The sequence below is a fragment of the Maridesulfovibrio ferrireducens genome, assembly GCF_900101105.1.
Lineage (GTDB): Bacteria > Desulfobacterota > Desulfovibrionia > Desulfovibrionales > Desulfovibrionaceae > Maridesulfovibrio > Maridesulfovibrio ferrireducens.
In genome coordinates this window covers 96,291-114,127 of record NZ_FNGA01000004.1, presented here as the reverse complement: position 1 = coordinate 114,127, position 17,837 = coordinate 96,291, and the positions used below count along the sequence as shown (strand labels likewise).

Below are 17,837 nucleotides of genomic sequence, written 5' to 3'. Positions count from 1 at the left end.
GCCTATGGAGTTGAAAGTTTGCATAGGAAACAGGTAATCACTCTCACCAAAAAGAGTCAACAACTTTCTTTATTTTTTTCTTATCATATATAATACTCTTTTTTTGTTAATTACACTCATTTTTAAAATCATATTTATTTATCAAATTACTTTTTTGTTAATTTAGCTACTTAAAAAACACTTAAAAAAGCATATTAGTACAATTTTGTAATAGACTACTTTGGGCGCAAATGAATAAATTCAACAATATCAACACATTACCCCTTTGGCACGGTAGATGCTTAGGAAAAGACATCCTTAAAGCCATTTACACCCCGAAGGAGGGCTTCATGTTTTTCAAATTTTCATCAATAGGCCGGAAAGTTTCGACCATTGCAACAGTACTTACTCTTGCTGCTCCGTCTGCAGCTTTTGCTGGAGAAGAATTTCTTACCCAGACCCACGCGAACATTTTATGGACACTTCTTGCTGCCATTCTGGTTATGTTTATGCAGGCAGGATTTGCATGTGTAGAGGCTGGATTCACCCGCGCAAAGAGTGCCGGTAATATCCTTATGAAGAACTTTCTAGATTTTGCGGCAGGTTCTATAATCTTTTTCCTTTTCGGATTCGGACTCATGTTCGGCCTTGATGCTGGCGGATTTATCGGAACTTCAGGATTCGGACTGGCAGGAGTCGGTCTTACCACCCCTGACGGACAGTGGACGCTGACTTTCTGGTTCTTCCAGTCTGTATTTGCTGCAACAGCGGCAACAATTGTTTCCGGCGGAATCGCCGAGCGCACAAAGTTCAGCAGCTACATTCTGGTAACTATGATTGTAACCGGACTCATCTATCCCGTTTCAGGACACTGGGCATGGGGCAGCCTCTGGCTCGGAGACGCTGGCTCAGGCTGGCTTGAAGGGATCGGATTCATGGACTTCGCAGGATCAACAGTTGTTCACTCTGTAGGCGGCTGGATCGCTCTGGCAGGAGCTATCATAGTCGGACCGCGTATCGGAAAGTATACTGCTGACGGCAAAGCCAAAGCTATCCCCGGTCACAATATTCCCATGGCATCACTTGGTGTATTCATTCTCTGGTTCGGCTGGTTCGGATTCAACCCGGGTTCAACAACAACTGCAGACGGTTCAATCGGACTCATCGCAGTAGTAACAAGCCTTTCCGCTTGTGGCGGAGTGCTCGGAGCAATGTTCACATCTTGGATCAGATACGGAAAACCAGATATATCTATGACTTGTAACGGAGCATTAGCAGGTCTGGTAGGTATTACCGCTGCATGTGCAACAGTATCCCCGGCAGCTTCAATTATCATCGGAATGATTGCAGGAGTTCTCGTAGTACTCTCAATCGAATTTATTGATAAAATTCTTAGAATTGATGACCCGGTAGGTGCTGTTTCCGTTCACGGAGTCTGCGGAGCATGGGGAACACTCGCTTGCGGCCTGTTCACAACTCCAGAACTCAATGACGGAATAGGCGGACTGTTCTACGGTGGAGGATTCGCGCTTGTAACTCCTCAGCTCATCGGTATCGGAGTCTGTTTCGTCTGGGCATTCGGTGCAGGACTCATTGCATTTGCTATCGCCAAGGCCACTGTCGGAATCAGAGTAACCAAAGAAGAAGAAATGAAAGGCCTCGATATATCCGAACACGGCATGGAATCCTACAACGGCTTCCAGATCTTCTCCAACGAATAGCCACATAATAAAACAGAAAGGAATTAAACAAATGAAACTTATTATTGCATACATTCGTCCCGAATATCTGACCCCGATTAAACAGGCTCTCTACGCTAAAGGAATCTACACCATGTCTGTAACCAACATCCTCGGTTCAGGCAGACAGGCAGGATTCACAGAGACTTACCGCGGTGTCATAATGGAAGTTAACCTTCTTAAAAAAGTACGCATTGAACTGGGATTAGCGGCCGAAAAAGTAGAAGACGCTATAAATGCCATTAAAACAGCTGCTCAGACCGGTAAAGAAGGCGACGGAGTTATCTTCGTACAGGATCTGCCCAGAACCATCAGAATCAGAACCGGCGAAGAAACTCTCTAACATACAATATAATTACCCGATGCATCCACTCGCATTGGGGCCACCCTGCCGGTCGAAAGGTATTCCACTCCCTTTCGACCGGCTTTTAAGATTAAAGCCATGCACAAAACACCCTCAATATCAATTCACGAAATTATCGAAAGAGAATGCTTGGCAACGATGTTTCAGCCGATCATATCAATGAGCAGAAAATCAGTGCTGGGATATGAAGCTTTAACGAGAGGTATCAATCCTGACACTGGAGAAATAATCTCACCCGTAAAACTGTTTTCAATGTGCAAGGATGTCTGGACACTTACAAAACTAGACAGAGCGTGCAGAAGAAAAGCTTTTAAAACCTTTGCCCCTATTTCTCAGCACAACCGCTCTCTTTTGCTCTCCGTAAATATTGACGCTGCAGTGCTCGGTAAAAACACACAGGATTTAGGCTCCACCGGAAAAATGATTAAAGAATTTAAAATCCCTGCTAACAATATCGTTATAGAAATAATTGAATCAAAAGCAGGAAATGAAGAAGTTCTCTACAAATTTACTGAAAATTGCCGCAAACTCGGCTTCCTTATAGCTTTGGATGATATAGGAACAGGACACTCAAATCTTGACCGGATACCGGCCCTCAAACCGGACATAATTAAAATTGACCGTTCGCTGATTACGGATATCGACACTAAATTTCACAACCTTGAAGTTACACGTTCTCTTATACATCTTGCTGAGAGAACCGGAACTCTTCCGCTTGCGGAAGGGATTGAAACTATACAGGAGGCTCTGACCCTGATGCGCATGGGAATTGATGTTTTTCAAGGATATTATTTCGGAAAACCCATGTGTGCTGAAAACGTAAAAAATGACCACACCACGCCCATAAAATCATTATCTTCGAGATTTAAAGTTCACATGATGGAAAGACTGGCCATGGAAAAAAGACTGGAAAATTCTTATAAAAAACTGGCAAAAAAGCTAAAGACTCTCCTTACTTTATGCCCGGAACAGAATTCAGATGCTGTTTTGTCCTCTTTTATAGATGAAAACAGTACCATCGAATGCGCTTATATTTTAGACGAAAATGGCAAACAGCTCTCACAGACAATTTGCAATCCTTTTAGATTAAAGGTGAATCGCAGGCTTATTTATCAGCCTGCACCCAAAGGAGCCGACCACTCCCTTAAAGAATACTTTTTGACCATTAAATCCGGTAAAGCCTGGCATACAACTTCTCCGTATATATCCCTTGCTTCAGGAAATACTTGTATAACTGTTTCCACAAAACTGAATTGCAGCAAAAACAGCCCGGTACTTTGTATAGATATCAGTACCCGGTTAAACGTATAATCAAACTACTGCACTCACTCCAAACTGGCCCATCCACAACAATTAGTATATTGACTGCTAGATAATCTAAAAGTAACTTTCCCTTCAGCTCAATAATCCCTGTCCTTGTTAGGAGATTAAATGTTTTTAAAAATAAAAATTATTCTATTTATTTTTGTCATGACCATCATGACAGTACAGCTTGCTCAAGCTGATACAGTTAATCTCTTAAACGGGGACAAATTAACAGGAAAAGTCAGCGTGATGGAGAGCGGCAAGCTGAAGCTCACCACCACTTATGCCGGAGAAATCACAATAGACTGGGGGCAGGTGCTATCTCTTGATTCCGATCAAAAAATGGAAGTCTTTGTCAAACCTGATCACAAAGTGGGCGAAGAAGAACTCGCTTCCTTAGTAAAAGCTGAGCAAACCAAACAGGTTGGAACAGAAAAAAGTATAAAAACCAGCAAAGTGGCCGCAATAAATTCCCGTCCCAAAGACTACAAATTAAAAGGTGGGATACGCGCAGGATGGAACAAAGCATCAGGTAATACCCGCAAAGAAAACATCGGCGCTTCATTTGATATTTCATATGCGACAGGGAAAAATCGCTGGAAGACAAGGGGTGATCATTATTGGGCAACCTCAAAAGGACAGCGTTCCGATTATAACTGGCTTTTATCTGCTGACTACAACCGTTTTTTAGATAAAAAAATATTTCTCACAGGTTCTGGACAGATTCAACAGGATCAATTCCAAGATCTTACGTTACGATCAATAATCGGAACAGGACTTGGTTACCAATTTTTCAACAACGATGAACTAACTTTGTCAGTTGAAGCCGGCCCTGCATATGTATGGGAAGATTACACTTCCCGCGACAGCAGAGAATTTGTAGCGGCTAAATGGGGTATCAACTTCGATTGGTGGATCTTCCCCGACCGGCTGAATTTATTTCACAATCAGATGGGGCTGGTCAGCATGAAAAACTCTGACAACTGGCTCTGGCAATCGCGCTCAGGGATAATGTTTCCAATTGTGGACCGCTTCTTTGGATCATTTCAATATAATTATGACTGGACCAACGACCCCGTCCCGGGAAAACTACAGGATGACTCACGCATAATGTTTAATATGGGTTATTCTTTTTCAGATTTTCCTAAGCTTTTTGATTGATTATCAATCAAGTAACTTACCATTAAGTATAAAACACACCTGAATTAAGCTTGTAAGTGCATTTTTACCTACTGAATCTGCATCTTAAAATATTTTTTACTACGGATTTAAAATAATGATCAATCGAAGCCGTGAAGGGCTTATCTTCGCGGTCGCTGCATTTATTATGTGGGGACTGCTGCCTATCTACTGGAAAACTTTAAAAGAAGTCCCGCCTCTTGAAGTGCTTTGCCACCGGGTTGTGTGGTCATTTTTCTTTCTGGCTGTAGTCCTTTCCCTCAAAAAGAGATGGGTAGAAGTTATTACTGCTTTGCAGGACAAAAAAGTTAAAATACTTCTTGCTGCCAGCAGTTCTTTAATCGGAGTTAACTGGTTTGTTTTTATATGGTCAATTACCAATGACCATGTTGTTGAAGCCAGCCTCGGATATTACATAAACCCGCTTGTAAATATTCTGCTCGGCTTCATATTCATGAACGAAAAACTTAACCGATTGCAGGGCGCCGCAATTTGCTGCGCATTCGCCGGAGTTCTCTATTCAGTAATAGATCTTGGAAAATTTCCTTATATTGCACTCACTTTAGCTGTAAGTTTTGCCCTTTACGGACTCGTCCGCAAAGTTATGAAAGTGGAATCTCTGCCGGGATTGTTTGTTGAAACGGCAGTGCTGACTCCCCTTGCCGGAGGATATTTATTATGGCTGGCAACTGAGGGGACTCTATGTCTTGGTCAAATCGGGGGCGAAACAGACGCTCTTCTTATCGGAACCGGGGTGGTAACATCAATACCTCTTCTTTGTTTCGCCAACGGGGCTAGACGCTTAAAACTGATGACGCTTGGAATGCTTCAATACATTGCCCCGACATTAATGCTATTACTAGGAATATTTATATATAATGAACCCTTCGATAATGCTCGACTAGTAACTTTCTGCTTCATCTGGACAGGAATTGCCATCTACCTTTTCGACAGCATACATAGACAGATGAAACGGCCCAAAGGTATCGCTTAAACAATATTAAAACTGTTTATTTTACAAAAAAAGCAAATATTTTTTTGATTAACCTCAAAAACATAAATATTAAAAAGCTGTATTGACCCCTTATGTCATTATGATAAAAGGAGTTAAGGAAAGAATACTAATCTTCCTCAACTTAATGTATTTACGTACATATTCTTATTTGCAATTTTCAGGAGAAAATAATGAACTCACGCACAGAACATGACTGCATAGGATCAATGGAAGTACCTGAAGAGGCTCTCTACGGAGTACAGACTCAACGGGCCGCTGAAAACTTTAAGATCACCGGCATTCCAATTTCTCATTACCCCCATATTGTTAATGCTCTCGCCTACATCAAAAAAGCCGCAGCCATAACCAACAATGAGTTGGGAAAAATGGATGATGACAAAACAAAAGCAATCGTCTTCGCTTGTGACGAATTGCTAAACGGAAAATATCACGACCAGTTCATTGTTGACGTCATTCAGGGAGGCGCCGGAACCTCAACAAACATGAACGCTAACGAAGTTATTTCGAACGTCGGTTTGGAATTCTTAGGATATAAAAGAGGAGAATATGACAACCTCCACCCGAATATCCACGTCAATATGGCTCAGTCCACGAATGACGTTTACCCAACCTGCCTGCGCATCGCATTACTTGGCAAAATGGAACTTCTCATGGAAGCCATGGAGTACTTGAGAAAAAGTTTTGCCGCCAAAGGTAAAGAGTTTTCACATGTTTTGAAGATGGGCAGAACTCAGTTACAAGATGCAGTGCCTATGACACTCGGACAGGAATTTAACTCTTACGCAATTATGATTGGCGAAGATATTGAAAGAGTTCGCGAAGCAATGTCCTTAATCTGCGAAATTAATATGGGCGGCACCGCAATAGGAACAGGTCTCAACGCACCGCCAAAATACGCTCAAAAAGTTACTGACAAGCTTAAGGATCTGACCGGATTTGAGCTGACACTGGCTCCGGATCTTATTGAAGCGACTCAAGACACAGGTGCGTATGTCCAGCTTTCAGGAGTTCTAAAACGTGTTGCGGTTAAAATATCCAAGATATGTAATGACCTACGCCTTCTTTCTTCCGGTCCAAGATGCGGACTAAATGAAATAAACCTTCCGCGCATGGCTCCGGGATCATCCATCATGCCCGGTAAAGTTAACCCGATCATTCCTGAAGTTATTAATCAGATAGCTTTCACTGTAATCGGCGGAGATATTACCGTCACTATGGCGGCTGAAGCGGGACAACTTGAGCTTAACGTAATGGAACCTGTCATTACCGCCAGCCTGCTCAACTCTTTGACCATTATGAGACGCGGGTTCAAGACCCTTGCTGATCGTTGTGTCTCCGGCATTACCGCAAATGAAGATGTATGCCGCGGATATGTTGAAAACAGCATCGGACTTGTTACGGCACTGAATCCCTACATCGGCTACGAAAAATCAACTGAAGTCGCTAGCGAAGCTCTTAAAACAAAACGTTCAGTTTACGATATTGTTATTGAAAAAGGATACATGTCAAAAGAAGAACTTGATAAAGCTCTTTCACCGGAAAGCATGATCCACACGCATCCACTGACTCTAGTTCCATCCTGCAGCTAATTATTAATAAGGGTTGCAAGGGGTCAAACCTTGCAATCCTTACTGATTTTCCCGTTCACGAATGAACCGCCCCTAAAGGAGTTCTGAATGACCCAAGATAAACCAGTATCTGCAATGGCTATGATGTTCGTAGTTGTTGGTAACATGCTCGGGGCGGGAATTCTTGCCCTGCCTGTAAATTTATGCGCAGCCGGATTACTGCCGTCAATTGCCGCAACTATAGTGATGTGGCTGCTGATGACCTATACCGCTCTCATTTATTCCGAACAGAAAAGCCTGACCACCAATGAGCATGCTGACTTGCCCACCTTTTTTAAAGAAGAACTAGGCTCGATAGGTAAATGGGTTACTATCGTAGCAAACATGATTCTTCTATACGGCATACTTGTAGCTTATCTTGCCGGAATTTCCTCCATCATAATGAGTTTGCAATCTTCAGTCTCACAACCCGTTGTCATGACTCTTTATTTTTTAGTGGTAACAGGCATGACTGCCTTCGGCATGATGATGATGAAAAAGTGTACTCCATACATGGTTACCGCTATGTGGATTACTTTCGGCATGCTCGTTTTTATGGTCGTCCCGGATGTTTCGTCTGAAAATCTTGCCAAATTTGATTGGACCTACGTACCGGCAGGACTTCCCGTTCTGTTGATGGCCTTTCATTTTCACAACATAATTCCAAGTATCTGCCGAACTCTTAATCACGACCGGAAAAAAATTCGTACCGCAATTATCGGCGGAACAACCATCGGCATGGTTATGAACCTGACTTGGCTACTTGTAGTTCTCGGAGCACTCCCACTATCCTCTCCCGATGGAATTGACCTGATCACCGCCTTCGGTAAAAACCAGCCGGCAACAATTCCCCTTGAAATGCTGCTCAAAACTCCGGCATTTACTTATGTAGCCCTCGCGTTTGCTCTAATCGCTATGTCCACAGCATTTATGGCTAACGGAACGGCCCTCATGAGCTTCATGAGAGATCTTACTGTCACATACGCGGGAACTAAAAATAAAACTTTAGTCTGGTGTCTGTCATTTATACCTCCGCTTCTGGTCGCTCTGATCTACCCTGATATCTTCCTCGTTGCCATCAACCTTGTCGGCGGAGTTGGAGAATGTATCATCTTCGGAATTCTTCCAGGATTCATTGTCTGGAAATATTCAAAAGAGGGAAGCTTTCGCAAAATGACAGGAATAATCCTGATCATCTGCTTCAGCGCGATATTCCTGATTGAAGTTGGACAGGAATTAGGTTTGTTACACATCAGTCCGGATGTAGAATACTGGACACATCACACGCATTAATAATCAAGTTCTAAAAAATAAACAAAAAAAAGCCCTCCGCAGGATTATCTGCGGAGGGCTTTTTTTGTATGTAAATTTTTATCTAGTACTCGAATTTGCTTTTAACCTTCCACTCGCCATATTCCTTCTTAAGAATATAAAGCGAATTTTCGGTAACTTTATTATCTTTAAGATCAAAGATCACAGTATAATAACCTTTAACCCACAGTTCAACTTCGTTAACAGTTTTAGTTCGAATGTTGAACCGGAGACCGGAAGTGGAAACCACGGCTTCCTGATATTTTTTAAGCACGCCGCGTTTTTTAAGCATTGACCTGAAACTTTCAAAATACGAACTTTCACGTAAAAATTCTGCTTCCACAAACATGTGTGGATAATCTTCATTTATAGTTACAAACGCCGAGTAAAATTTATCAAAGAAAGTTTTCATTTCTCCAAGTAAAATACGTTCTTTCTCGAGCTTAACCATTTTTGCGGCAAGAAGTTCTTTTTGCTTAGCTGATAAATGAGGAATTTCTTTCTTTGGTTTTTTGCTAACGACCAAAGCAACTTTTTCTTCTGCTGTAGGAAAATGATATTCAACTAATACTTCCGAGACCCCTGCTTTACCACTTTTACCATCAGAATATACCGAATTAATCGTGAATTCGAGACTGTCAGCTATGCACTTAACAGCTTCAATTTTTTGCTTTTGAAAAATATTTTTTAGTGTCAAAGACTGCCTGTGAACCCCACCAAAGGAGACATCTATACCTTTGACCCTGCTAACCTGATTAAGTTTTGAATCTAAATCTATTCCATTACGAAAAATAATTGAATCAACAACTACTGCCTGCGAGAAAGAAAACTGTAACCACTGCCCTGTCCCCTTGTTTTCTGCGTTGACGACCCATCCGGTGGCGGCATCGTCATCCGAAAGAACGCTTGCGTTAAAAAAATTCCCGCCTGTTTGAGAAACAAAAGACGAGACTTTTAAGGAGGCTGTTTCAGCACTGCATAATGTAGGAAAAACAAAAAGAATTATAATGATAAAAAATAATTTGCGAAACATTTTGCGCTCCAAGAGATTACAGACTTAGCTATTACTAATTCAGGTTTAATCATGCCGGGCATAAAACGGCAAGATCAAAAAAAGAAACGCCCGCTTCCCTAATGGGGAGCGGGCGAAAAGAGCAGAAATTCTGCCTATATACTGGATACTACCAGCGTGGACGTTCTGCGCGAGGTTTAGCTTCGTTAACCTTAAGGTTACGACCGTCAAAATCTTTACCGTCAAGGTTATCGATAGCTTCGAGAGCACCGGCATCGTCCATTTCGACGAAACCGAAACCGCGTGGGCGGCCTGTTTCTCTATCTTCGATAAGTTTAACAGAAATGACTTCACCGAAAGCTTCAAAAGCTGCGCGGACGTCGTCTTCACTAGCTGACCAGGGCAAGTTGCCTACATAGATGTTCTTAGACATTCAATATTCTCCATAAAAAGTGATGATGCATGGCACCCATGTGCCATTTGATATAAAAAAGGACAGCACTCAAGATGCTACGCTGCTCCTTGATATATCTGTCTTCTTTATCGATGCCTTCATAGAGGTCATCGATGCAATAAAGTAGACTTTGTACCAATATCCGAGACAAGTCAAGGAGAATTATTACCAAAGTAAAAGAAACTTTAAATAACTTCTCATAACTCACTCTCCAGCCATTACTAACGTTTTACACGCCCAGTAGGCTTTCCAGACGCTCTGCCGGCCGGTTTACCGGAAGGTTTACCGGATGGCTTGCCTGAACGCCTGCGACTATCAGCCGGAGTACGTTTTTTATCAGATCCGTAAGAACGCTTACCAGCTCCGGCAGGAGCGGGACGGCGTCTATCGAGAGCCGGCTGACTTTTACAAGGCTGATCATAATCAAACTCAGCAACCTTGCGACGGTCAATAGATTTACCAACAATTTTTTCAATTTCACGCATCAAGCGTTCATCATCACTTGTCACCAGACTCAAAGCCATTCCGCTACGACCGGCACGGCCGGTACGGCCAATACGGTGAGTATACGTTTCGGCTGTGTCAGGCACATCAAAGTTGATAACATGTGTGATGCGGTCACAATCAATTCCGCGGGCAGCAATATCAGTTGCGACCATGACTTTAAAAGTACCGTCTTTGAACCCGTCAAGAGCACGCTGACGCTGATTTTGACTCATGTTGCCCTGCAAAAATGTAGCTTCATGCCCTCTGAAACTGAGCTTTCTAGCTAAATTCTTAGCCCGATGCTTAGTACGCGTAAAAATAAGAACACTCTCGTAACGGGTTACATCAAGAAGAGTTTCCAGAAAAGCAGCTTTCAACCCAGGATGCACAGGATAAAATTCATGTCCTACGTTTACAGCAGGAGCAGTGTTGGACACCTGAACAGTAGCAGGATTCACAAGAATCTTACCTGCGAGATCACGGATATCATGGGGCATAGTCGCTGAGAACAACAAGTTCTGACGAGTTACAGGCAGACGGGCAATAATTTTTTTGATATCAGGCATAAAACCCATATCAAGCATGCGATCTGCTTCATCAAGCACCAGAACATCAACTTTATCAAGTTTGAGCACGCCCTGATTAAGAAGATCGATAAGTCGACCCGGGCATGCAACTATAATAGTCGCTTTGTTGGCTGCTTTAATCTGAGGATTGATACCGACGCCTCCGAACACAGCTGCGCTGCGGATGCCGGACTGTTTTCCCAGAGCGATAAAATTTTCATGAATCTGCAAAGCCAGTTCACGAGTAGGAGCAAGCACCAAAGCGCGGACAGGCCCCTGATTAGGAGCTTTGTTATCCAGCAAACGTTGAAGGATAGGCAAAGCAAAGGCAGCGGTTTTCCCGGTTCCTGTCTGAGCCAGTCCCATAACATCCCGACCTTTAAGGACTTCGGGGATTGCACGGACTTGAATAGGAGTTGGCGTAGTATAGCCGCAAGAGTTGATTCCGGTGACTAAGCGCCGGTCAAAAGAAAATGAATCAAAATTCACAAGTATTCCTGATGTGAAAGGACAATATATAACGACGGCGCGTGACGGCGGTCGTATTCCGATTATTTCGGAGGGTATTTATCTGAGGCTCTGGAACATGAATTTAATCTTAATCCGGCTTGGTGCGGAGTAGATTTGCCAAAGAATGGCAAAGAGGATTTCCGTGAGTCCAGTCACGCTGAGGTGAGGTCTATCTACTCATTCTGTATCAAAAGTCAAGGTTAATTATTATAAAAAACAATGGTCCACCCGATCAAGAGCTTTTTTATCTGAAACAACAAGCTCTTAGAACGGATGGACCATATAAATTATTATTAAAAAAAGTGGACTTCAAAGTAGCATGAAATCCGCTATTTTAATTAGTAGCGATAGTGGTTCGGTTTGTAAGGGCCTTCAACATCAACGCTGATGTAGTCTGCCTGTTCTTTTGAAAGAACTTCAAGCTCAACTCCGAGACGCCCAAGATGCAGACGCGCAACTTCTTCATCAAGCTTCTTGGAAAGAATCATAACGCATGGCTCATAGGTATTCTGAGCAAGGTCAATCTGTGCAAGAACCTGATTAGTGAAGCTGTTACTCATTACAAAGCTGGGGTGACCGGTAGCACAACCGAGGTTGACCAGACGTCCTTCAGCAAGAACGATTACAGATTTACCGGATTCAAGAACCCATTTATCAACCTGAGGTTTAATTTCAATCTTCTTAGATTTAGGATTGTCCTCAAGATAAGCCATTTCGATTTCATTATCGAAGTGACCGATGTTGCAAATAATTGCTTCATCTTTCATCTGAGCAATGTGTTCACCTGTGATAACGTGGTAGTTACCTGTGCAGGTAACAAAAACATCTCCGCGTTCAACAGCTTTCGCCATTGGGGTGACTTCATAACCTTCCATTGCAGCCTGAAGAGCACAAATCGGGTCAACTTCAGTAATGATGACACGAGCACCAAAGCCGCGCATGGACTGAGCACAACCCTTACCAACATCACCGTAACCGATGACAACAACGATTTTACCCGCAATCATGATATCAGTTGCACGTTTGATTCCGTCAGCCAGAGACTCGCGGCAACCGTAAAGGTTATCAAACTTGGATTTGGTCACAGAATCGTTAACATTGATTGCAGGGAAAAGAAGTTCGCCTGCGGCCTGCATCTGATACAAACGATGTACGCCTGTGGTTGTTTCTTCAGAAACACCCTGAATTTTTTTAGCTATATCAGTCCATTTAGATGGATTTTCAGCAACAGAAGCTTTCAAGCGATTGATAACAAGCTGAAATTCTTTGTTGTCGTATTTCTTTTCAAGCATGGAAGGATCTTTCTCAGCCTGAACACCTTTATGAACCATAAGAGTTGCGTCGCCGCCGTCATCTACGATGAGGTCAGGACCGGAACCGTCGGGCCATGTCAAAGCCTGTTCAGTACACCACCAGAATTCTTCCAGACTTTCACCCTTCCAAGCAAAAACTTTAGAAGTTCCGTTTGCTGCAATGGCAGCTGCGGCGTGGTCCTGAGTGGAAAAAATATTACAAGAAGCCCAGCGAAGATCAGCGCCGAGTTCAGCAAGAGTCTCGATGAGCATTGCAGTCTGGATAGTCATGTGCAGGCTGCCCATGATCTTAAGACCTTTCAGAGGTTTTTCCGTACCGAACTTTTCACGCAGAGCCATAAGACCCGGCACTTCACGTTCGGAAAGCTGCATTTCTTTGTTGCCCCATTCAGCAAGAGACATGTCAGCGACTTTGTTATCCATTTTAGGATCTAGTTTAAGCATTGTATCCTCCAAGTTTTTTTACGGGCTGCACGCCCACTATTGTTTTTCTGCGACGTAAACCAAGACAGTAAGTCCTTCCTTCACAGGGAAGAGATGAGTTGTAATAGTGCCGAGTCCGGCCTCATCCATCCACCCTCGAAGTTCCTCTTCTGAAAAACCAAGTCTGCGGTCACCATATTCGGTGCGCATCTTTTCATTAGAGTGTATGACAAAATCTGCAACAACCAACCTGCCACCGCGAGTCAGAACCCTTGCAGCTTCCGAAACAGCCCTGTCAGGATTTGGCAAATGATGCAGAACCATTGAAATAACAGCGAAATCAGCTTCCCAGTCGCGAAGCGGCAAATGAGTAAGCTCACCGATACGAAGACTGACCTCAGGATTATCACCAATGCGATTGGAAGCTAGCTCCAGCATTTTGCGGGAACTGTCGACACCTATAACCGATTTACACTTTACCAGCATATCGCCAAGAAAAGCTCCGTTACCGCATCCGAGATCAACCCCGACCGAACAGTCTTTCATAAAACCAAGCAATTCGGAATTAAGATTGAAATCACCAAAAACATTACGCTGAAGGTGTTCCCAGTCCTCAGCAATTTCATCAAAAAACTTGCGTGTTTCCATGTTGCGTTCAGCCAGAACTTCAATAACACGGCGCTTATCAGCTAAAACTTCAGTCTCATTTTCAATCAGCCAGCTGATAGAATCAGAAAATCGCTGGCCTGCACCGGACTGAGCAAGGCGATAAAAATTCCACAAACCTTCTCTTCTGGATTCCAGCAAACCGCTCTCATGAAGAATCTTAAGATGGCGCGAAACCCGTGGCTGAGACATCCCGAGAACCTGGACGACCTCACCAACGTTAAGCTCGTTATCACGAAGCATAGCCAGCAATCTGACTCTGATTTCATCGGACAACGCTTTGCTGAATTTTAATATTTCCATCCTCAACCTCGCCATGCAACGACATAAAAAGTAACAATATAACAACATCTTTATATAGCAATGTTTGCAACCAATACCCACCACCCAAAGAACCGTCAAGCAGAAATAAATAAAATATACAGCGCGGTAACATTTCACATCATATATGATGATTATTTTGATAAGCTAAACAGCATGGAATACATTGCAATCAGCGCATTTAATGTATAGACAATCTTTATTGAATTAACATTTTTTTCACGACTAGACTATGGTTAGAAAAGCAAAATACACCGGCCCAAGAAAAAGGCACTTCCATCCACGCCAACGTGCGCTACGCACTATGGGCGAGGCCATGAGCGACTTTGTTTCCGTCCTTGACGGTAACCACAAGCTCATGATTCCAAAGCTGTGGAAAGCTTGGCCGGAACTGATGGGAGAACTTGCGGAATTCGCGAAACCACTTGGTCACCGCAAGACTACCCTGATCCTTGCAGCAGAAGATTCAGTCGCGGCGCAAGAACTTTCTTACTTCGCCCCGGAGATTCTATTAAGAATTAATTCATTTTTTGGTGAAGAAGTCTTTGACAAAGTACTATTCGAGCTGTTAAACGGCAGGGTTCCATTGGACGGGTACAAATTAAAGCGAACCCCTATCCAAAGACCCAAGATCAAGAAGCCCGAAAATATTGGCGGGATGAAAGACAAATTTGATCCAGAATCGGCGGTCGGCAGATGTTATCTGAAGTACGTCCGTCTGTTTGAAAATTCATAAGATTTCATAGCCGGAGACGGCACTAAGGAGAATATCATGAGCGAAGAAAAAGTAACACTCGAAAGTCTTGCACTTAAGAAACCCCTTGACAAATTGACCACCAAAGAACTCCGCGAACTCTGCATCAACAAGATGCCTTTGATTGCCGGCGTATCTGGAATGGACAAAGACACCATCATCACCAACGTTAAAGAATTTCTTGAAATCGTTGAAGAAGAAGGCGCAGTATCCCCTTACAAAGATCAGATCCTTACCATCAAAGGTCAGATCAAAACCATGCGTGCAGACAAAGTTAAAGTTGAATCTCGCAAGGATCGCACTCTTTTACGTCGCAAAATCAACAAGCTTAAAAAACGCACCCGCGCTATGGCGAAAGCAGTTTAAGCTTATTTTCAAAATATTTGAAGATTGTTATTGACAGCGAGAGCTAATCCAAATAAACACTCTTCTCGTTGCAGGGACATCGTTCAATTGGCAGGACAGCGGATTCTGATTCCGTCAATCAAGGTTCGAGTCCTTGTGTCCCTACCAGCAACATGTTTTTGATAATGCGTCCCCATCGTCTAGCCTGGCCTAGGACACCGGCCTTTCACGCCGGCGACAGGGGTTCAAATCCCCTTGGGGACGCCAATCAAAAAACATGAAGACTCGCTAAGCCAATAGAGTCGAGCTGACAGCAACACAACCCGCTTCAACAATGTGATCAGGCTCACAGAAGCAGGTACGATATTTAAGATGCGTCCCCATCGTCTAGCCTGGCCCAGGACACCGGCCTTTCACGCCGGCGACAGGGGTTCAAATCCCCTTGGGGACGCCACGAATTTGAAAAAGGACTGAATCGCAAGATTCAGTCCTTTCTTCGTTTTGCAGCCGAAAACACTTTCAACGCTCACACCACAAAAGCAACAGACCTACCCATGATCTCCGCCCCTGTTGACGGCCTCGAGAATCCCCGTCCTTATCTCAAACCGACTACAGAAGGATACTCATCCATATTACGACTAAAACGGCTTAGAATCGATTTTTAACATTACAGACAACCCGCTAATATTATTTAGATTAACTAACTTTCACATTTCTTCAAAATTAATAATATAAGTTGTTGACAGAATGACACAATCCACATAGAAAAACTTCTCGTTGCAGGGACATCGTTCAATTGGCAGGACAGCGGATTCTGATTCCGTCAATCAAGGTTCGAGTCCTTGTGTCCCTACCAGCAACTTTTTTTAGATGCGTCCCCATCGTCTAGCCTGGCCTAGGACACCGGCCTTTCACGCCGGCGACAGGGGTTCAAATCCCCTTGGGGACGCCACTAAAAAAGAAAGCTCCTTACGTTTTAAACGTAAGGAGCTTTCTTTTTGCCATCCATATATAAAAGATAGAATCTTAAAAGATTCAATTACTGGACAGTAAAGCTCTCTCCTGCATCAGTAACAAACCTCACCACTCCATCCCGGTCCACCAAAATAGCACGCACCGCTTCATCCATTTTTTTTACCATTTGAACTTTACCGCGCTGATCTATCCTGAAAAGCCTTTTTTTCGACTGCGAAAATACATAAAGAGATTCATTCGGAGAAACAGCCAGCCCGGTAATTACCCCAAAACCCTCTGCCAGAAGAATTCTCTCGCCATCCGCATACACAATATAAACTTTACCCTCGGCCTGCTCCGCGATGTAGTTACATTTTTTACCATTAGCTACGAGCATCCCGGTAATATTATTTTCTTCTCCTGCAAAAGCTGAACAGACCATAACAATGACAATCATGCAGGAGATTAGGCAATTAACAATAATTCTCAAACTTCTTGAACTCATTAGACTCCTCCTTGCTGTTTGATATGTTGTATGGCACGTTATGATACAAATCCAATACCATTTAACGGTTTATTAATACCTAAAAGGTATCATATGAGAATGCGCCAACTGCGTTACTTTGAAGCGGTCGCGGAAGAACTTCACTTCGGAAAAGCTGCCGAACGTCTACATATACAGCAACCACCGCTAAGCAGACAGATTCAAAGCCTCGAAGAAGAGCTTGGAACACAGCTGTTCAACCGTACTAACCGCAAGGTTGAGCTGACCGAAGCTGGAAAATATTTTCTTGATGAAGCTAAGGAAATGCTGAAAAATGACTCACGGGCACGGGCGACCCTTCAAGCTATGGGAGACGGGACCGCAGGAAAACTTCATGTCGGGTTTGTATACCTTGTGCTCTCATCGGCCTTTCCTGACATTGTAGGACGCTTTATACGGAAGTATCCTGCCATTGATGTCGAACTACATGACGAAACCAGCTATGAGCAAATTGAAGCGGTCCGCGACGGATCACGCCACGTCGGATTTGTCACACTCAATCTGATGGATCTTCAAGATCTCTCCCACGTTGTAGTGCAGTGCACCAATCCCCGCGCAGCTATCCCGACCAACCATCCGCTGGCACAGAAAGAAATCCTGACCTTAGAAGATCTGGCTGATTTTCCTTACATATGCAGTCGGGAATCTTATTGTAAAATGAGAGTGAAAGAGATGGAAAAACTCTTTTTGAAGGCGGGACTGGAATTAAAACTAGGCATGAAATATCGGCGAAAACACACTGGCACAGTCTTTGTTGCCGCAGGCTTAGGCTGGACAATCATTAATGACGGTTCTGAACGCACAATGCCGCAAGGAGTTGCCCTAAGACCGATTGAGGCAGATCTCCCCCCGTTTGAAGTCGGGATGATATGGAACCCAAATAGAATTACACCGCTGATTGATAACTTTCTATCTTTTTACAAAGAACAAGTCAGAGAATAAAAAAAAAGACCGAATCAGAATCGGTCTTTTTTATAATATTTTTTCCTT

General features: G+C 43.3%; 16 protein-coding genes and 5 tRNA genes. 15 read left to right on the top strand and 6 right to left on the bottom strand.

Annotated features, from left to right (window positions below):
* Positions 1 to 329 precede the first annotated feature (329 nt).
* The 7 genes from BLT41_RS13060 to BLT41_RS13030 all read left to right on the top strand — a co-directional run bounded on the left by BLT41_RS13060 (position 330) and on the right by BLT41_RS13030 (position 8,481).
* Positions 330 to 1,700 (top strand): ammonium transporter, encoded by a 1,371-nt coding sequence (locus BLT41_RS13060; RefSeq protein WP_092161868.1) that lies wholly within the window; start codon positions 330 to 332, stop codon positions 1,698 to 1,700.
* Positions 1,701 to 1,731: 31 nt separating this feature from the next.
* A complete protein-coding gene (locus BLT41_RS13055) occupies positions 1,732 to 2,061 on the top strand; it encodes a P-II family nitrogen regulator (RefSeq protein WP_092161867.1) in 330 nt (109 codons plus the stop codon).
* Between the two features lie 99 nt (positions 2,062 to 2,160).
* The gene (locus BLT41_RS13050) at positions 2,161 to 3,393 is read left to right on the top strand and encodes an EAL domain-containing protein (protein ID WP_092161866.1); all 1,233 of its coding nucleotides are present in this window, start codon (positions 2,161 to 2,163) and stop codon (positions 3,391 to 3,393) included.
* Positions 3,394 to 3,513: 120 nt separating this feature from the next.
* Positions 3,514 to 4,548, top strand: coding sequence for a DUF481 domain-containing protein (locus BLT41_RS13045; protein ID WP_092161864.1), 1,035 nt, complete (start codon positions 3,514 to 3,516; stop codon positions 4,546 to 4,548).
* Positions 4,549 to 4,663: 115 nt separating this feature from the next.
* Entirely contained in the window at positions 4,664 to 5,560 is an 897-nt protein-coding gene (gene rarD, locus BLT41_RS13040; protein WP_092161863.1) for an EamA family transporter RarD, read from the top strand.
* Between the two features lie 191 nt (positions 5,561 to 5,751).
* The gene (aspA, locus tag BLT41_RS13035; protein WP_092161862.1) at positions 5,752 to 7,170 is read left to right on the top strand and encodes an aspartate ammonia-lyase; all 1,419 of its coding nucleotides are present in this window, start codon (positions 5,752 to 5,754) and stop codon (positions 7,168 to 7,170) included.
* A gap of 87 nt (positions 7,171 to 7,257) precedes the next feature.
* Positions 7,258 to 8,481 (top strand): aromatic amino acid transport family protein, encoded by a 1,224-nt coding sequence (locus BLT41_RS13030; protein WP_092161860.1) that lies wholly within the window; start codon positions 7,258 to 7,260, stop codon positions 8,479 to 8,481.
* An 82-nt stretch (positions 8,482 to 8,563) separates the two neighbouring features.
* Here the strand turns inward: BLT41_RS13030 and BLT41_RS13025 are convergent, their stop codons facing one another.
* The 5 genes from BLT41_RS13025 to BLT41_RS13000 all read right to left on the bottom strand — a co-directional run bounded on the left by BLT41_RS13025 (position 8,564) and on the right by BLT41_RS13000 (position 14,232).
* Positions 8,564 to 9,532, bottom strand: a complete 969-nt coding sequence (locus BLT41_RS13025) for an NADase-type glycan-binding domain-containing protein (protein ID WP_092161858.1) — start codon at positions 9,530 to 9,532, stop codon at positions 8,564 to 8,566.
* 148 nt (positions 9,533 to 9,680) lie between these two features.
* Positions 9,681 to 9,944, bottom strand: coding sequence for an RNA recognition motif domain-containing protein (locus BLT41_RS13020; protein WP_085101829.1), 264 nt, complete (start codon positions 9,942 to 9,944; stop codon positions 9,681 to 9,683).
* 242 nt (positions 9,945 to 10,186) lie between these two features.
* The gene (locus BLT41_RS13010; protein WP_092161854.1) at positions 10,187 to 11,506 is read right to left on the bottom strand and encodes a DEAD/DEAH box helicase; all 1,320 of its coding nucleotides are present in this window, start codon (positions 11,504 to 11,506) and stop codon (positions 10,187 to 10,189) included.
* A 359-nt stretch (positions 11,507 to 11,865) separates the two neighbouring features.
* Positions 11,866 to 13,284 (bottom strand): adenosylhomocysteinase, encoded by a 1,419-nt coding sequence (ahcY, locus tag BLT41_RS13005; RefSeq protein ID WP_092161852.1) that lies wholly within the window; start codon positions 13,282 to 13,284, stop codon positions 11,866 to 11,868.
* A 36-nt stretch (positions 13,285 to 13,320) separates the two neighbouring features.
* Positions 13,321 to 14,232 (bottom strand): ArsR/SmtB family transcription factor, encoded by a 912-nt coding sequence (locus BLT41_RS13000; RefSeq protein ID WP_092161851.1) that lies wholly within the window; start codon positions 14,230 to 14,232, stop codon positions 13,321 to 13,323.
* Between the two features lie 250 nt (positions 14,233 to 14,482).
* Here BLT41_RS13000 and BLT41_RS12995 point away from each other — a divergent pair, with 250 nt between their 5' ends.
* From BLT41_RS12995 to BLT41_RS12965, 7 genes are all read left to right on the top strand, one after another.
* On the top strand, positions 14,483 to 14,986 hold the full coding sequence (locus tag BLT41_RS12995; protein ID WP_092161849.1) for a DciA family protein: 504 nt from the start codon (positions 14,483 to 14,485) through the stop codon (positions 14,984 to 14,986).
* A 36-nt stretch (positions 14,987 to 15,022) separates the two neighbouring features.
* Positions 15,023 to 15,370, top strand: coding sequence for a hypothetical protein (locus BLT41_RS12990; protein WP_092161847.1), 348 nt, complete (start codon positions 15,023 to 15,025; stop codon positions 15,368 to 15,370).
* 72 nt (positions 15,371 to 15,442) lie between these two features.
* Positions 15,443 to 15,517: transfer RNA gene (locus BLT41_RS12985), tRNA-Gln, on the top strand.
* Positions 15,518 to 15,538: 21 nt separating this feature from the next.
* A tRNA-Glu gene (locus BLT41_RS12980) sits at positions 15,539 to 15,616 on the top strand.
* Positions 15,617 to 15,725: 109 nt separating this feature from the next.
* A tRNA-Glu gene (locus BLT41_RS12975) sits at positions 15,726 to 15,803 on the top strand.
* A 327-nt stretch (positions 15,804 to 16,130) separates the two neighbouring features.
* Positions 16,131 to 16,205, top strand: a tRNA-Gln gene (locus tag BLT41_RS12970).
* A gap of 18 nt (positions 16,206 to 16,223) precedes the next feature.
* A tRNA-Glu gene (locus tag BLT41_RS12965) sits at positions 16,224 to 16,301 on the top strand.
* 87 nt (positions 16,302 to 16,388) lie between these two features.
* Here the strand turns inward: BLT41_RS12965 and BLT41_RS12960 are convergent.
* Positions 16,389 to 16,808 (bottom strand): hypothetical protein, encoded by a 420-nt coding sequence (locus tag BLT41_RS12960; protein ID WP_092161846.1) that lies wholly within the window; start codon positions 16,806 to 16,808, stop codon positions 16,389 to 16,391.
* Between the two features lie 93 nt (positions 16,809 to 16,901).
* Here BLT41_RS12960 and BLT41_RS12955 point away from each other — a divergent pair, with 93 nt between their 5' ends.
* Complete coding sequence (locus tag BLT41_RS12955) at positions 16,902 to 17,789, top strand: LysR family transcriptional regulator (protein WP_092161840.1); 888 nt, start codon at positions 16,902 to 16,904, stop codon at positions 17,787 to 17,789.
* The last annotated feature ends 48 nt before the right edge of the window (positions 17,790 to 17,837 follow it).

Excerpts from the sequence above, each read along its gene's own strand:
- BLT41_RS13020 (WP_085101829.1), bottom strand. The coding sequence starts at position 9,944 with ATGTCTAAGAACATCTATGTAGGCAACTTGCCCTGGTCAGCTAGTGAA.
- BLT41_RS12960 (WP_092161846.1), bottom strand. The coding sequence starts at position 16,808 with ATGAGTTCAAGAAGTTTGAGAATTATTGTTAATTGCCTAATCTCCTGC.
- BLT41_RS12990 (WP_092161847.1), top strand. The coding sequence starts at position 15,023 with ATGAGCGAAGAAAAAGTAACACTCGAAAGTCTTGCACTTAAGAAACCC.
- aspA (WP_092161862.1), top strand. The coding sequence starts at position 5,752 with ATGAACTCACGCACAGAACATGACTGCATAGGATCAATGGAAGTACCT.
- BLT41_RS12955 (WP_092161840.1), top strand. The coding sequence starts at position 16,902 with ATGAGAATGCGCCAACTGCGTTACTTTGAAGCGGTCGCGGAAGAACTT.
- BLT41_RS13000 (WP_092161851.1), bottom strand. The coding sequence starts at position 14,232 with ATGGAAATATTAAAATTCAGCAAAGCGTTGTCCGATGAAATCAGAGTC.
- BLT41_RS12995 (WP_092161849.1), top strand. The coding sequence starts at position 14,483 with ATGGTTAGAAAAGCAAAATACACCGGCCCAAGAAAAAGGCACTTCCAT.
- BLT41_RS13050 (WP_092161866.1), top strand. The coding sequence starts at position 2,161 with ATGCACAAAACACCCTCAATATCAATTCACGAAATTATCGAAAGAGAA.
- ahcY (WP_092161852.1), bottom strand. The coding sequence starts at position 13,284 with ATGCTTAAACTAGATCCTAAAATGGATAACAAAGTCGCTGACATGTCT.
- rarD (WP_092161863.1), top strand. The coding sequence starts at position 4,664 with ATGATCAATCGAAGCCGTGAAGGGCTTATCTTCGCGGTCGCTGCATTT.
- BLT41_RS13060 (WP_092161868.1), top strand. The coding sequence starts at position 330 with ATGTTTTTCAAATTTTCATCAATAGGCCGGAAAGTTTCGACCATTGCA.
- BLT41_RS13030 (WP_092161860.1), top strand. The coding sequence starts at position 7,258 with ATGACCCAAGATAAACCAGTATCTGCAATGGCTATGATGTTCGTAGTT.
- BLT41_RS13055 (WP_092161867.1), top strand. The coding sequence starts at position 1,732 with ATGAAACTTATTATTGCATACATTCGTCCCGAATATCTGACCCCGATT.
- BLT41_RS13045 (WP_092161864.1), top strand. The coding sequence starts at position 3,514 with ATGTTTTTAAAAATAAAAATTATTCTATTTATTTTTGTCATGACCATC.
- BLT41_RS13025 (WP_092161858.1), bottom strand. The coding sequence starts at position 9,532 with ATGTTTCGCAAATTATTTTTTATCATTATAATTCTTTTTGTTTTTCCT.